Source organism: Methylobacterium sp. Leaf87, assembly GCF_001422775.1.
GTDB lineage: Bacteria > Pseudomonadota > Alphaproteobacteria > Rhizobiales > Beijerinckiaceae > Methylobacterium.
On the sequence record NZ_LMMI01000006.1, the window covers coordinates 18,074 to 31,488 of the forward strand.

The window sequence follows — 13,415 nt, forward strand, 5'->3', positions numbered from 1 at the left end:
CGGGAGCGCGGCGGTGCACCACGCCGGTGGTTGCGATTCTCGGAAGGAGACCGTTCGGATAGGTCAGCGGCGACCGGGGGGATTCCTTTCTCCAGTCCGGTCGGGCTGGCCGACAGTTTGCATACAGTTTCTCGTCCGGGCTCGGCCCACCGAAGGAACCTGTGTGCGCATGATCGATTCAACGACGCGTCGGACCACGCCCGCCCACGCCAAGGGACGCCTTCTCGCGATCACCCTGCTGTCGGGTCTGATGATGCCGGCGGCCCTCGCGCAGGGCGTCCTCAAGATCGGGATGACCGCCTCCGACATTCCGCTGACCACCGGTCAGGCCGACAATGGCGGCGAGGGTATGCGGTTCACCGGCTATACGGTCTATGACGGCCTCATCAACTGGGACCTGTCCTCGGCGACGAAGCCCTCGGTGCTGGCGCCGGGCCTCGCCACGAGCTGGACCGTGGACCCGGTCGACAAGACCAAGTGGACGTTCAAGCTGCGGGAGGGCGTGACCTTCCACGACGGCTCGCCCTTCACCGCCGAATCGGTGGTGTGGAACCTCGACAAGCTCCTCAAGACAGACGCGCCGCACTTCGATCCGCGCCAATCCGCGCAGGGGCGCTCCCGCATCCCGGCGGTGGCAGGCTACCGCGCCGTCGATCCGACCACCCTCGAGGTGATCACCAAGAATCCCGATGCCACCCTGCCCTACCAGATCGCCTGGATCATGATCTCCTCGCCGGCCCAGTGGGAGAAGCTGGGCAAGAGCTGGGATGCCTTCGCCAAGGCCCCATCTGGAACCGGTCCGTGGAAAATGACGTTGTTCGCGCCGCGCGAGCGCGCCGAGATGGTGCCGAACAAGGCGTACTGGGACACGGCGCGGGTGCCCAAGCTCGACAAGCTCGTGCTGGTGCCCCTGCCGGAAGCCAACGCCCGCGTGGCCGCGCTCCGCTCGGGCCAGGTCGATTGGATCGAGGCGCCGCCGCCCGACGCCGTGGCGTCGCTGAAAGGCGCCGGCTTTTCCATCGTCACCAACGCCTATCCGCACAACTGGACCTGGCATCTGTCGCGCGTCGAGGGCTCGCCGTGGAACGACATCCGCGTGCGCAAGGCCGCCAACCTCGCCGTCGACCGCGAAGGCATGAAGGAGATGCTCAACGGCCTGATGATCCCGGCGCAGGGCTTGATGCCGCCGGGCTCGGCCTGGTTCGGCAAGCCGACCTTCAAACCGGGCTATGATCCGGAAGCCGCCAAGAAGCTCCTGGCGGAGGCCGGCTACGGGCCGAAGAAGCCCATCGTCACGAAGATCCTCATCGCGCCGTCCGGATCGGGCCAGATGCAGCCCCTGCCGATGAACGAACTCATCCAGCAGAATCTCGCCGACATCGGCATCAAGGTCGAGTTCGAGGTGGTGGAGTGGAACACCCTCATCAACCTGTGGCGCGGCGGCGCGAAGGCGGACATGTCCCGCAACGCCACGGGCATGAATTTTTCGTACTTCATCCAGGACCCCTTCACGGGGTTCATCCGCCATCTCCAATGTAACCTTGCTGCGCCCAACGGCACCAACTGGGGCCATTACTGCGACCCCGAGATGGACAAGCTGTTCGACGCGGTGCGCACCACCTTCGATCCGGCAGAGCAGACCAAGGTGCTGGAGAAGGTCCACGAGAAGTACGTCGACGAGGCCCTGTTCCTGATGGTGGCGCACGACACCAATCCCCGGGCCATGAGCTCGAAGGTGAAGGGCTTCGTCCAGGCGCAGAACTGGTTCCAGGACTTCTCGCCGATCTCCATGGGCAAATGACCGGAGGCGCATCCATGTCGCCCCCACCCGATCACCTCATCCTGAGGCGCCGGAGCGAAGCGGAGGCCTCGAAGGAGGCCTCCAGCCTCTGCCGAGGCCGTTGGAACCATCCTTCGAGGCCCGCTTCGCGGTCACCTCAGGATGAGGGCTGCGGGCGGGACGGCCCACTCGCTGAGGTGTCCCCATGCTGAGATTCATCCTCCAGCGCCTCCTCACCGTCACGCCCGTGGCGCTGGGCGTCAGCGTGGTGTGCTTCCTCCTCGTCCACCTCGCCCCCGGCGACCCGTTGAGCGCCGTGCTTCCGGTGGACGCCACGCAGGAGACCATCGACGCCATGCGGGCGGCCTACGGCTACGACAAACCACTGCTCGTCCAGTACGTGATCTGGCTCTGGCACGTGCTCCAGGGCGATCTCGGCATCTCCATCGCCACCGGGCGGCCCGTGGCACAGGAGGTCGGCCGCGCCGTGGTCAACAGCCTGATCCTCGCCTCCGTAGCGACGCTCATCGGTTTCACCTTCGGCATGGTCTTCGGCTTCGTCGCCGGATACTTCCGCAGCTCGATCCTCGACCGCCTCGCCTCCGCCGTGTCGGTATTCGGGGTCAGCGTGCCGCATTACTGGCTCGGCATGGTGCTGGTGATCGTGTTCTCAGCCCAGCTCGGCTGGCTGCCGCCCACCGGCGCCGGCCCGGACGGCTCGGGCAACTGGCGGCCGGATTTCGAGCATCTGCGCTACATCATCCTGCCGGCCCTCACCATGTCGGTGATCCCCATGGGGGTCATCGCCCGCACGGTCCGGGCCCTCGTGGGCGACATCCTGGCCCAGGATTTCGTCGGGGCGCTGCGGGCCAAAGGCATGAGCGAGTTCGGCGTGTTCCGGCACGTCGTCAAGAACGCGGCCCCCACGGCGCTGGCCATCATGGGCCTGCAGCTCGGCTACCTGCTCGGCGGTTCGATCCTCATCGAGACGGTGTTCGCCTGGCCGGGCACGGGCTTCCTCCTCAACGCCGCGATCTTCCAGCGCGACCTGCCCCTGCTGCAGGGCTCGATCCTCGTCCTGGCGATGTTCTTCGTCGCCCTCAACCTCATCGTTGACGTCGTGCAGACGGCGCTCGACCCGCGCATCGAGAGGGGCTGATGGCACACACGATCGCACCGGCCATCGACATCGCAGGCGGGGCTTCTCCCGCCTCGTCCACCCCCGACGCCTTCGTGGCCTCGCGGGGTTTCTGGGGGCAGGTCGGCCACAAGCTCGTCCGCGATCCCGTGGCGATGGTGGCGGCCTGCATCATCCTCGCCATCGTGGCCGTGGCGATCCTGTCGCCGTGGATCACCCCCATGGATCCGTATCGCGGCTCGATGCTGCGCCGGCTCAAGCCCATCGGCGACGCCACCTACATCCTCGGTTCGGACGAGCTCGGCCGCGACATGCTGAGCCGGCTGATGATGGGCGGACGCCTGTCGCTGTTCATCGGCGTCACCCCGGTCATCTTGGCCTTTGTCATCGGCTCGGGGATCGGGATCCTCGCCGGCTACGTCGGCGGCTGGGTCAATACCGTGTTGATGCGGACCGTCGACGTGTTCTTCGCGTTCCCGTCCGTGCTCCTCGCCATCGCGCTCTCGGGCGCGCTGGGGGCCGGTGTGTTCAACTCCATCGTCTCGCTGACCTGCGTGTTCGTGCCCCAGATCGCCCGCGTGGCCGAGAGCGTGACCACGCAGATCCGCTCGCGCGACTACGTCGATGCCGCCCGGCTGTCGGGTGCCTCGACGTTCACGATCCTCCGGGTGCAGGTGCTCGGCAACGTGCTGGGGCCGATCTTCGTCTACGCCACCAGCCTCATCAGCGTGTCGATGATCCTCGCTTCCGGCCTGTCGTTCCTCGGCCTCGGGGTGAAGCCGCCGGAGCCCGAATGGGGCCTGATGCTGAACACCTTGCGCACGGCGATCTACGTGAACCCCCTGGTCGCGGCGCTGCCGGGGCTCGCCATCTTCATCGTGTCGATCTCGTTCAACCTGTTCTCGGACGGGCTCCGGTCCGCCATGGAGGTGAAGTCGTGAGCGTCCTGACAGGTACCGTTCCGCACGACCGCGACCGGGGCGGCCCGGCCCAGCCCCTGCTCTCCATCGACGGGCTGGTGAAGCACTTCCCCGTCAAGAAGGGGATCGGCGGCAAGAAGGCTGTGGTCCGCGCCGTCGACGGCGTCGATTTCAACATCCTGAAAGGGGAGACCCTCGGGATCGTCGGCGAATCCGGCTGCGGCAAGTCAACGACGGCGCGGCTCATCATGGGGCTGATGCCGCACGATGCCGGCGAGTTGCTGTTCGACGGCGAGCGCATCGGCGGGCGCGCCCTCCCCTGGCGGGAGTTCCGCGCCCAGACCCAGATGGTGTTCCAGGACAGCTACGCCTCCCTCAACCCGCGCATGACCATCGAGGGCTCCGTGGCGTTCGGGCCGCGGGTGCACGGCGTGCCGAAACGCCAGGCCATCGAGCGGGCGCGCTCGCTCCTCGCCCGCGTCGGCCTGGAGCCCTCGCGCTTCGCCGCGCGCTATCCGCACGAACTTTCCGGAGGGCAGCGCCAGCGCGTGAACATCGCCCGCGCGCTGGCCCTGGAGCCGCGCCTCGTGGTCCTCGACGAGGCGGTCTCGGCCCTCGACAAGTCCGTGGAGGCGCAGGTGCTGAACCTGCTCATGGATCTCAAGCAGGAATTCGCCCTCACCTACCTGTTCATCTCCCACGACCTCAACGTCGTGCGCTTCATCTGCGACCGGGTGGCGGTGATGTATCTCGGTCAGGTGGTGGAGATCGGCCCCGCCGACACCGTTCTGGCCGACCCGGCCCATCCCTACACGGCGGCCCTCCTGTCCTCGATGCCCTCCATGGACCCGGACGCGCGCACCGAGGTGGCACCGCTGGCTGGCGACCCGCCCAACCCCATCGATCCGCCGGCGGGTTGCCGCTTCCACCCGCGCTGCACCCTGGTGGAGGAGGTGTGCCGGACGCGACCACCGTCCCTCGCCCCCGTCGATCCCCAGCACCGCGTTGCCTGTCTCGCCCGCCAGCCGGGCTCCGGCCACTCCGCCGCCCCCACCCTGTCGGTGGCCGCATGAGCCGGCCTCCTCATCACCGCAGGCTGACCGGATCGAGCGCGGGTTCCCGCTCCTTCAAGGAGAGGGACAGGGTGAGGTGTGTGACCTCTTCGGAGATGGATCACACCGCATCCCAATCCTCCCCTTCCAGGAGAGGGAGCCGGTTGCGCCCCACGATAGCCCGGAGGGCCCGCCCATGAGCAGCGGACTCGCAAGGGAGCCCGCCGTCGCCATCCGGGGCCTCCGCGTGGTGTTCGGCGGCGTGGTCGAGGCCGTGGATGGGGTCGATCTCACCCTGGAGCGCGGCCAGGCCGTGGCGCTCATCGGCGAATCGGGCTCCGGCAAGAGCGTGACCCTGCGTGCCATCATGCGGCTCAACCCCGAACGCAAGACGCGGATCGAAGGGGAGATCCTGGTCTCCGGCCATGATGTCATGAGGCTGTCCCCGAAAGCGCTCCGCGCCCTGCGGGGACGGGAAGTTGCGATGATCTTCCAGGAGCCGCTCCTCGCCCTCGATCCGGTCTACACCGTGGGGAAGCAGATCACCGAGGCGATCCGCCAGCACGAGACCATCGGCGCCGAGGCGGCGCGGCGGCGGGCCCTCGAATTGTTCGAGCGCGTCCGCATTCCGTCCCCGGAACGGCGCCTCGACGCCTATCCGCACGAGATGTCGGGCGGCATGCGCCAACGCGCTATGATCGCCCTCGCGCTCGCCTGCCGGCCGCAGGTGCTGCTCGCCGACGAGCCGACCACGGCGCTGGATGCCACGGTGCAGATCCAGATCCTGCTGCTCCTGCGCGAGCTACAGGCCGAACTCGGCCTCTCGACGCTCTTCGTCACCCACGACCTCGGCGCCGCCGTGGAGGTCGCCGACCGGATCGCCGTGATGTATGCCGGCCGCATCGTCGAGGAGGGCTCCGCCCGCGACGTGGTGCTCAACCCCCACCACCCCTACACCATCGGCCTCCTGCGCAGCCGCGCCGACGGGGCGCTCGCCAAGGGCTCGCGTCTGAAGACGATCCCGGGCTCGCCCCCGGACCTCGCCAACCGCCCGCCTGGCTGCCCCTTCGCCCCGCGCTGCTTCCTCGCGGAGGAAAGATGCCACGTCGACGCCCCCCCGGACGTCGCCGTCGCGCCGGGACACCGGGCGGCGTGCTGGCGTACGGACACGGCGCAGGCCGCGTTCCAGGGCGACCGGGCACGGGTCCTCGAAGCGGCTCACTAGACCGGCCGGTCCTTGGCCTTCGGACGGGGGCCACGGGTGCGCGCGTCTCCCTTCGTGGGGGAGCCCTCATCGATCAGCGAACAAGGAGCCCGCATGAGCACGGCACGGCACAACCTGCGCGTGGACGGCGCGCGCCTCTGGTCCACCCTCATGGAGACGGCGGCGTTCGGCGGAACCCCGGCGGGCGGCATCAACCGCCTCACCCTGTCGCTGGAGGACGGGCAGGTCCGCGACTGGTTCCGCAACGCCTGCGAGGCCGCCGGGCTGACCGTCGGCACCGACGAACTCGGCACCCAGTTCGCCCTCAGGCCGGGCCGGGACATGAGCCGGCGGCCCATCGCCACGGGCTCGCACCTCGACACCCAGCCGACGGGCGGGCGCTTCGACGGCATCCTCGGCACCCTGGCGGGGCTGGAGATGGTCCGTACCCTCAACGATGCGGGTATCGAGACGGAGGCGCCGATCCTGCTCGTCAACTGGACCAACGAGGAGGGCTCCCGCTACGCCCCCGCCACCATGGCGTCGGCCGCCCATGTGGGCACCTTCACGGTGGCCGACATCCTCGCCCGGGCGGATGCGGATGGGATCAGCGTGGCGGAGGCCCTGGCCCGCCTCGGCATCGTCGCCACGGAACCTACGGGGTCACGGGCCATCGGCGCTTTCGTCGAGCTTCACATCGAACAGGGGCCGATCCTGGAGGCGGAGCAGAAGACCATCGGGGTGGTGGAGGGCGGTCAGGGCATCATCTGGTTCGACGGCACGGTGACGGGATTCGAGAGCCATGCGGGCACCACGCCGATGCCGCGCCGACGCGACGCGCTCACCGGCCTCGCCGAAGTGGCCTTGGCCGTCGAGCGCATCGCCCACGCGCACGGCCCGAGCGCTGTCGCGACCATGGGCGAGGCGGTGATCGGCGCGCCGTCCCGCAACGTGATCCCCGGCCGGGTCCGCTTCACCCTCGATGTGCGTGATCCCCATGCCGCGACCCTCGACGCCATCGACACGGATCTGCGCGCGGCGCTCGCCGAGATCGCCGCACGTCGCAATCTCGCCATCACCCTCGACGCCGTGTGGCGCCAGGAGCCGGTGCCGTTCGATCCCCGCCTCGTCGCCCTCGTGGAGCGGGGCGCCGAGAGCCTCGGCCTGCCCCACCGCCGCATGGTCTCGGGCGCCTCGCACGACGCCTGCAACCTCGCTCTCCGGGTGCCCACCGCGATGATCTTCGTGCCGTGCAAGGATGGCATCAGTCACAACGAGTCCGAGTCGGCGACGCAGGCCGACTGTACCGCCGGGGCCGACCTCCTGCTCCAGACGGTTCTGACCCTCGCGAGCTCACCGGCGGCGCCTTGACGCCTCGGAGGACCGACGAACCGGCGGCGCGCTTTCCCTCCGCCGCCCCCTGCCGCGTGCCGAAGCTCCAAGGTGCAGATTGACAAGCGCCCGCTTCCAACCCCGGCAGTTCGTGCCGTCGCTCCCCCGGGCCGATCCGGCGGAATTGCGTTAGGGGGCGATCGCGCTGACAGCGATTACTGTCGCGGATCACTGGGGTCGGTAGCGATCCGACCACGGTCGTGGCATCGTAGCCGCGACAGCATTGCCTGCCTTCCTCGGTCTGGATCCGGAAATGCAATCGGTCCGTGTGTGGTGTCACACGAAAACGCGCATACGCTCGTGAACCGGCCTGCGCCGTACCCGTTGGAAGGGAGCAGCTCCACCTCGCCAAGGACCACGCCCGTGACACCGAAACTCCTCGTCGGCGCCCTCATCCTCTCCTTCGGAACCGTCAGCGCCGCCGTGGCACAATCTCCGGCCGAAACTGGGACTGGCGGGGATGTCACGACCACATCGCGCGCCGCCAACACCACCTCGGTCGGCCAGACCAAGCCTCCCGGCGCCGCAGCGGGCGGAGAAGTCGACCGGAATGCCGATCGGCTCACGAATCAGCAGAAGAAAGACAACGAGATCACCAAAGGCATCTGCATCGGCTGCAATTGACCGCACGCTGGGGTTTACGGGCTTCAGAGAGGCTAAGCCAGTATCCGGAAGTCCAGCCATTGGCGAAGTAAGCCTGTGGAGGAGGCATCGATGAAGTTGGGCCACGTGGCCGGCGGGGTTTCCATCGAATCGGTGTCGCCTCATTGGATTGGAGCGTCGCCTCTGCGGGTGCTCATCCCTGCCCTGCACCCGCATCGTCGGTTTCACGAAAGCTGTGCGGCTTCGATGGTGCGGACCGCATTCCATGCGACGGAGCGGCGCCGGTGGCCTCGCGGCTCGGACCGCTCCGATCGACTGAATTCGCCCGCGATAGAATCTTTCCGCGTGACTGGCTGAACGCCCGCGTCCAAGCGCCGAACGACATTTGTACGGTTCGGATCACTCACACACGCAGCGCGGCAAGTAGCGTCAAGATTTCGCGTAGGAAGTTGAGCAAGCGCGTAAAACGTGGACAATTTCCATTGCAAGGCTGCGGGACCGAGCCCTTCAATAAGAAATAATTACTATGAAATTCCTCCTACTTTCTAACTTGAATTAGTTTTCTGAATGGTATCTAAGTAAGGATACCGAATCTCGCACAAACGATCAAACCCAGTACCCGACAGGCAAATGAAACAGTCCTTTCGATACAGGCCCCGCCATGCCCCCGCATCTCGATCAAACCGGTTTACAGAATAGACTTCTGGCCAATCTGCGGCCGGATCTATTCGAGGCGCTCGCTCCACATCTCACGTCCGTATCGCTGGACCAGCATCATGTCGTCGAAACGTCCCTCGAGACGATCTCGCATGTGTGTTTTCCTGGCCCGGGTATCATTTCTATTGTCGCTCGAACGCCAGGCGATATCGGAATGGAAACGGGTTTGGTTGGCCCGGAGGGTATGACGGGCCTTCCGCTTCTCTACGGGGTCGAGCAGGCGCCGTACGATGCTTTCGTGCAGATCCCATGTCGGGTTCTACGTATCCCGGCCTCAGACTTTAAGGAGGCTTTGGCCGCGAACCGCATCCTGCATCTGCATCTGCTGCGCTACGCCTATGCCTTTTCGATCCAAGTGGCGCAGACGGCTCTGTGCAACGGGCGCTTTCCCATCGAACAGCGCCTGGCCCGTTGGTTGCTCATGAGCCACGACCGCCTCGGTCGCGAGGACATCACACTGACGCACGAGTTCCTGTCCCTGATCCTCGGCGTGCGCCGCGCCGGCGTGACGATGGCTCTGCACGGCCTCGTAGCCCGGGGAGCCGTCGCGATCCATCGCGGCATGATCGTGATCCGCGATCGCGCCCTACTGCTCGGCACGGCAGCGGGTGCGTACGGGCTACCCGAATCCGTGTACGCCGACGTCATGCCGGGCGTGTCGGAGGCGCGCGCCGCTTGAGGGTTCGCGCCGGAGCCTCGACACAACACGACTTGTGCAACAATTCGAACCCGTGGGTTCCGCTTTCGGCGAAGAACTCGACAGCCGCTTCCCACGCGGCGAACATGGGAAAGGCCGATCCCAACATCAGGCCGGCGACCACACCGAGGGCACGGGCCAAGTCTCGGGAGGTCGGAGCGGTGAGCCCGACCAGTCGTGGCCGCGCATGCGTCCACCTTTTTCGCCGTCACCGGTTGGGAATGGTGGTGTCGTGGTCAACACTCGGCGCTCCGGGGCAAGGGATGCGCCGGTTCGCAGGTGTGTTCCATCCTCCGTATTCGTGTGGCCGCCTCGGGCGAGGTTGTGACGGCGTGAATGCAAACCTGTCGGCGGACGTTTCGAGGTCGGGCGTCCGAGGTCGGCGCGTCACGATCGGATTGATCGCGCTGGCCCGGTGATGTCCGCCAAGCTTAGAATGCCTGACAGAACGGCATCGCTGTGGCCCCGTCGGCGGCTCCTACCGGTTTGGCAATCCCCGCTGCTGCCGCTCGCGGCGGATGCTATCGGCCTGGGCCATGATCTGCTCTCGAAGGCCTTCGAGACCGTTTCGCGTCTTTTCGTGCCCAGCGCCAGCCAGCGACGGATCGAGGTAGCGCCGATCCCATTCCAGAACCATCGAGATCGTACTTGCCAGCTTCGTGACGTCGCCGAAGGCGTACTCGTTCACCGGCCGCCCAATCGTCTCGATAAGCGCGGCGAAAAGAGCCGGGTGCCCCGTCGGATCAAGATCGCGATGCGCTGCCAGATAGCTACGATAGCGCAACTGTCCAGCATAGAACCAGAATGCCGCCTCGTCTCCGCGACCCACCTCGAGAAGGGCCTGCGCCTTCGCCATCACGTCGCCCGGAGGAAGCCTTGCCGCGGCCTCGGCGCCGTCGGGCAGGCTGATCCCCTGTGCCGTCGCCGGGAAGGCCGGCAAGCAGGTCCATAGCGCAACGATCGACAACGCGCCGGCCCGGAGCCACGATCTGCGATCCACCATGCTACACCTCTTTCTTTCTACCGACGGTCCGGCATCACGGCTCGCCTTCGGTAGCTCCCCTCAGCTCCGGCTTAGAGCAGACGGTTCTGTTCGGCGCTCTTGAAGGGACGACGCGCTCGAAGAATTCCTACGCCCGCCAATCCGGGAGCGCTTCGGGCGTCCCTTCGAGCCAGCCCGGGATCGGCAGGCCGCGCTCTCTGAGGAAGCCTGGGTTGAACAGCTTCGAGGCGTACCGGGCGGCACCGTCGCACAGGATCGTCACGATGGTGTGGCCCGGACCGAGTTCCCGCGCCAGCCGGATCGCTCCCGCGACGTTGATCCCCGATGAGCCCCCGAGACTGAGGCCCTCCTCGCGCATGAGGCCGAAGACGTGGTCGAGGGCCTCGCGGTCGGGGATGCGGAATGAATGGTCCGGCCGAAAATTTTCGAGGTTGCGGGTCACCCGGCCCTGGCCGATGCCCTCTGTGATGGAGGAGCCCTCGGCCTTCAGGGTGCCGTCGGTGTAGTAGGCGTGCAGCGCCGAGCCCTCCGGGTCCGCGAGCGCGATGCGGATGCTGGGCTTCAGGGCGCGCAGGGCCTGCGCCGTGCCGGCCAGGGTCCCGCCGGTGCCGGCCGCGCAGACGAATCCGTTGACGGCGCCGTCCGTGCCGGCGAAGATTTCCGGGCCGGTGGTCTCGACATGAGCCTGCCGGTTGGCGACGTTGTCGAACTGGTCGGCGAAGAACGCGCCTGCCGGCTCGGTGGCACTGAGCGCCTCGGCGAGGCGGCGCGCGGCGTGGACGTAGTTGTTCGGGTTCGAGAACGGCACCGCCGGCACCTCGACGAGACGGGCGCCCGCGAGCCGCAGGGTTTCCTTCTTCTCGGCCGATTGCGTCTCGGGAATCACGATCACCGTGCGGTAGCCGCGCACGGATGCGACGAGGGCGAGCCCGATGCCGGTGTTGCCGGCGGTGCCCTCCACGATGGTGCCGCCGGGGCGGACGAGCCAGCGCGCCTCCGCGTCCCGCACGATGGAGAGGGCGGCGCGGTCCTTCACCGACAGGCCGGGATTCAGGAACTCGGCCTTGCCGAGGATCGTGCACCCGGTCTCCTCGGAAGCGCGCGCCAGCCGGATCAGCGGCGTGCCGCCGATGGCCGAGAGGATGTCTTGATGCCGCGTCATGGGGCGTGCCGTTCCGTAGGAGATCCGTCGCGCGTCGACTCGCCGCCATCCGCCCTCGCCCACGACAGCCGGCCGGCGCGACGCGCGCATGGGAAGAAATCGAGGATTCCCGCCCCGATCTCAAGCGCCGGGGCGGTCTTTCCCGGGCGGCATTTCATCTTTGGAGGAATGACCGTTTCGGCGCCGCGGCGGGAGGCGGCCGTTCTCCCATCCCGGCCGCCCGGGGAAGATACGTTCCGTGCCCACGATCCGCGCGGGGCGTACGAGCGGCCCGTTTCCTGCTCCCCGCCTCGCCGTCTCGCTTTGTGAGGGTCCGCGAAACGGCGTAGGACGCGCGCATCGGCCCCCGTCACCCACCCGGATTCCCACGCCGATGATCAGTGCCTTCGACCTTTTCAAGATCGGCATCGGCCCGTCGAGCTCGCACACGGTCGGCCCCATGGTGGCGGCCCTGCGGTTCCGCGAGCGCGTCCGGGGCATGACGAACGTCGCGCGCATCCGGGCCGAACTGTTCGGGTCCCTGGCCTGGACCGGGCGCGGCCATGGCACCGACGTGGCCGTGGCCCTCGGCCTCCTCGGGCATGCGCCGGACCGGATCGATCCCGACGCCGTTGCGGGTCTCGTGGCGGATCTGGCCCGGGACAAGCGCCTGTGGCTCGGCGGCCCGGCCTTCGATCCCGCCCACGACCTCGTGTTCAATTTCACCGAAGTGCTTCCGCTCCACACCAACGGGATGCGGTTCACGGCCCTCGATGCGGCGGACGATTCCCGCCTCGCCCAGGTGTTCTATTCCGTGGGCGGCGGCTTCGTGGTGTCCGAAGCCGGGCCCGAGCCGGGACCGGAGGCGGCCTTTCCCCTGCCCTACGCCAGTGCGGCGGAACTCCTGGCGGTCTGTTCCCGCACCGGCCTTTCCATCGCCGCCGTGCAGCGGGCCAACGAGGGCGCGACCCGCTCGCCCGAAGCCGTGGATCAGGGCCTGGATGCCATCGCGGAGGCCATGTTCGCCTGCATCGAGCGCGGCCTGCGCCAGGGCGGTGAACTGCCCGGCGGCCTCAAGGTCCGGCGCCGGGCGCGACGCCTGCACGAGGACCTGACGGCCGGGCGCCTGCGCAACCTGCGACCGGCCCATGAGATCGTCGACTGGATCAGCCTGTTCGCCCTCGCGGTGAACGAGGAGAACGCCTCGGGCGGCCGCGTGGTCACGGCACCCACCAACGGGGCGGCCGGCATCGTGCCGGCGGTCCTTCGCTACGCCCGCGATTTCTGCCCCGACTGGTCGGAGGCACGGGGGCGCGACTATCTGCTGACGGCCGCGGCTGTCGGCGGGCTGATCAAGACCCGTGCGTCGATCTCCGGCGCGGAGGTCGGGTGCCAAGGCGAGGTCGGCTCCGCCGCCGCCATGGCGGCCGCCGGGTTCGCGGCTTTCCTCGGCGGGTCGCCGGAGCAGGTCGAGAACGCCGCCGAGATCGCCATGGAACACCATCTCGGCATGACCTGCGATCCCATCGGCGGTCTGGTCCAGATCCCCTGCATCGAGCGCAACGCCTTCGGGGCCAACAAGGCCGTGGTGGCCGCCTCCTTGGCCCTACGGGGCGACGGTATCCACCGCGTCTCCCTCGACGAGGTCATCGAGACCATGCGCCAGACCGGTGCCGACATGCAGGACAAGTACAAGGAGACGTCCCTGGGGGGCCTCGCGGTGAACGTCGCGGCCTGTTGAGGTCGGGCCACCCGCCGGTTGCGGAAG

11 protein-coding genes are annotated in these 13,415 nt (G+C 67.9%); 9 read left to right on the forward strand and 2 right to left on the reverse strand.

Features of this window, described 5'->3' with window-relative positions; all coding sequences use genetic code 11:
* The first annotated feature begins 250 nt into the window (after positions 1 to 250).
* From ASF22_RS05530 to ASF22_RS22825, 8 genes are all read left to right on the forward strand, one after another.
* Complete coding sequence (locus tag ASF22_RS05530; RefSeq protein WP_244474207.1) at positions 251 to 1,801, forward strand: ABC transporter substrate-binding protein; 1,551 nt, start codon at positions 251 to 253, stop codon at positions 1,799 to 1,801.
* A 184-nt stretch (positions 1,802 to 1,985) separates the two neighbouring features.
* On the forward strand, positions 1,986 to 2,939 hold the full coding sequence (locus ASF22_RS05535) for an ABC transporter permease (RefSeq protein WP_056262285.1): 954 nt from the start codon (positions 1,986 to 1,988) through the stop codon (positions 2,937 to 2,939).
* A complete protein-coding gene (locus tag ASF22_RS05540) occupies positions 2,939 to 3,859 on the forward strand; it encodes an ABC transporter permease (RefSeq protein WP_056174309.1) in 921 nt (306 codons plus the stop codon). The genes ASF22_RS05535 and ASF22_RS05540 overlap by 1 nt, the downstream gene beginning before the upstream one ends.
* A 5-nt stretch (positions 3,860 to 3,864) precedes the next feature.
* Positions 3,865 to 4,911, forward strand: a complete 1,047-nt coding sequence (locus tag ASF22_RS05545; RefSeq protein WP_200927100.1) for an ABC transporter ATP-binding protein — start codon at positions 3,865 to 3,867, stop codon at positions 4,909 to 4,911.
* A 175-nt stretch (positions 4,912 to 5,086) separates the two neighbouring features.
* Positions 5,087 to 6,115: an ABC transporter ATP-binding protein gene (locus ASF22_RS05550; RefSeq protein ID WP_056262294.1), complete on the forward strand. Its 1,029-nt coding sequence runs from the start codon at positions 5,087 to 5,089 to the stop codon at positions 6,113 to 6,115.
* 93 nt (positions 6,116 to 6,208) lie between these two features.
* Positions 6,209 to 7,465 carry a Zn-dependent hydrolase gene (locus ASF22_RS05555; protein WP_056262298.1) on the forward strand — a complete coding sequence of 419 codons (1,257 nt, stop codon included), beginning with the start codon at positions 6,209 to 6,211 and terminating at the stop codon, positions 7,463 to 7,465.
* 384 nt (positions 7,466 to 7,849) lie between these two features.
* Entirely contained in the window at positions 7,850 to 8,110 is a 261-nt protein-coding gene (locus tag ASF22_RS05560) for a hypothetical protein (RefSeq protein ID WP_056262301.1), read from the forward strand.
* 640 nt (positions 8,111 to 8,750) lie between these two features.
* On the forward strand, positions 8,751 to 9,485 hold the full coding sequence (locus ASF22_RS22825) for a Crp/Fnr family transcriptional regulator (protein WP_082483542.1): 735 nt from the start codon (positions 8,751 to 8,753) through the stop codon (positions 9,483 to 9,485).
* Positions 9,486 to 9,981: 496 nt separating this feature from the next.
* Here the strand turns inward: ASF22_RS22825 and ASF22_RS05570 are convergent, their stop codons facing one another.
* Positions 9,982 to 10,506, reverse strand: coding sequence for a hypothetical protein (locus tag ASF22_RS05570; protein ID WP_056262305.1), 525 nt, complete (start codon positions 10,504 to 10,506; stop codon positions 9,982 to 9,984).
* A 127-nt stretch (positions 10,507 to 10,633) separates the two neighbouring features.
* On the reverse strand, positions 10,634 to 11,668 hold the full coding sequence (locus ASF22_RS05575; protein WP_056262308.1) for a cysteine synthase A: 1,035 nt from the start codon (positions 11,666 to 11,668) through the stop codon (positions 10,634 to 10,636).
* 373 nt (positions 11,669 to 12,041) lie between these two features.
* Between ASF22_RS05575 and ASF22_RS05580 the strand changes: the two genes are divergently transcribed.
* On the forward strand, positions 12,042 to 13,388 hold the full coding sequence (locus ASF22_RS05580; RefSeq protein ID WP_056174294.1) for an L-serine ammonia-lyase: 1,347 nt from the start codon (positions 12,042 to 12,044) through the stop codon (positions 13,386 to 13,388).
* Positions 13,389 to 13,415 lie beyond the last annotated feature (27 nt).